Below are 1,175 nucleotides of genomic sequence, written 5' to 3' on the forward strand. Positions count from 1 at the left end.
GCGGCGAGCGCCCAGGCCAATCGGTATACACAATCTGCTGGTTTTCACCAATATTAGGAATAGCATCCACCGCCACAGGCGAGCGAGGCATGCCGGTATCCCAGTTAAACGGCGCCACCAATATACCTGCAACCACGACAATAACGGCGAGTAGCGCCACCACGAGCTTATTATTCAAAAGCCAATTCGTCATCATCAGTGGCCTCCGTGGCTATCGTGCCCGCCGTCAAATCGCTCAACACGATCACCGCAGCGTAACATGGCATCACCGAAGTACGGGTTTAATAGGCGTCGGTCTGGTTGCAACCAGTATGCTCCCTGATTATCAAACGCCATCGGACAAAACATCAGGTAGCTTTCACGCGCAAGATAACCGGCGCTTGCCAGGGCTATCATCGCCTGCGAATGTGCCTGAAATTGCTCACGAGCTTGTTCCAGACTAGTGACATGATGTGCATGACCAGCGCCGGTTGCCAATAGACTGTGCAAATCATGCATGTTAGCAGGCCATTGCACCGCTTCCGCTGCCTGGAAAAACGATTCAGCGGCTGCTTGCCAAGCGTCTAAGTCATCACTGTGGAGCGCTTCCCACATCGCAAAATACGCATCCAAAAGCTCGCTTAACTCAAGATCTTCGCCAACGGGCACTTCAATATCTTCATGTGTAGCAGCATGCCCCGCTGCCGATTCATCAGCCATGTCTGCATGGGACATCCCTCCATGGTCATGACCTCCGCCACCACCACCTTGTGGTGCCATCATGCTCGGGCGTCCGCGCAATTGCAGCTCACTGTCGATACGAAATGCACCACGACTGACAACCAGCTCGCCTTCCTCAAGTCCACTCAGTACTTCATAGTATTCGCCCAGGCGACGACCAATCTCCACCTGTCTCGCCTCAAACTCGCCACTATCAGGCGATGTCCTGACGTATACCACAGCCCGTTTGCCGGTTAACAATGGTGCCGATGCAGGAATAGTGATGACATCATCCACTTCAACCTCAACCTGAGCGCGCAGCAAGGCACCAGCAGTCAAATTACCACCTGCGTTTTGTATCGCTACACGTACTTGGCGGGTACGACTGTCCGCATCTAAACGAGGGGATAGAGACTCAACCACGCCTTCGATCGGTTGCTCTGAGGAAGTCAGTGAAAATGTCAGCGTTTGACCTA

The 1,175-nt window shown here is 53.4% G+C and carries 2 protein-coding genes; both read right to left on the reverse strand.

Features of this window, described 5'->3' with window-relative positions:
• Positions 1-196: hypothetical protein (locus CWE07_RS14235; protein ID WP_241974160.1), on the reverse strand; the 196-nt coding region annotated here is incomplete at its 3' end.
• The coding region (locus tag CWE07_RS14240; RefSeq protein WP_126819033.1) for a DUF3347 domain-containing protein at positions 196-1,175 on the reverse strand (980 nt) is incomplete at its 5' end. The genes CWE07_RS14235 and CWE07_RS14240, both read right to left, overlap by 1 nt.

This window comes from Aliidiomarina maris (assembly GCF_003987335.1).
Classification (GTDB): Bacteria; Pseudomonadota; Gammaproteobacteria; order Enterobacterales; family Alteromonadaceae; genus Aliidiomarina; species Aliidiomarina maris.